At 41.7% G+C, this 266-nt stretch carries 1 protein-coding gene; it reads left to right on the top strand.

Annotated features, from left to right (window positions below; all coding sequences use genetic code 11):
- Positions 1 to 255 (top strand): hypothetical protein (locus tag AC2Q9J_RS18035; RefSeq protein WP_499042072.1); only part of this gene is annotated, 255 nt, incomplete at its 5' end.
- Positions 256 to 266: the final 11 nt, after the last annotated feature.

The raw sequence follows: 266 nt of genomic DNA, 5'->3' as shown, positions 1-266 counted from the left end.
GTCTCAGTAGGTTGGGATTCTGGTGCAGGTAATCCTATATCAACTCTTGGCCCAACTGAAGGTTACTGGAATGTTGGCTTAGGACTTCAATATAGTCCAACACCTGCAACCTTTATCGCTGGTGGTGTTAAATACTTCTGGTTAGGCGATGCAAAAGCGCAAGCCGCATCTAACTTTGGATCAGATACTTATGTTGCAGAATTTAATGACAATGATGCTTTAGCTTATGGCTTAAAAATCGGTTACCGCTTCTAATCCATATCAAC

It is taken from the genome of Planococcus sp. RAB007_Raresut (assembly GCF_057369535.1).
Note: the sequence above shows the minus strand (reverse complement) of the source record. Positions and strands in the feature narration are given on the sequence as shown.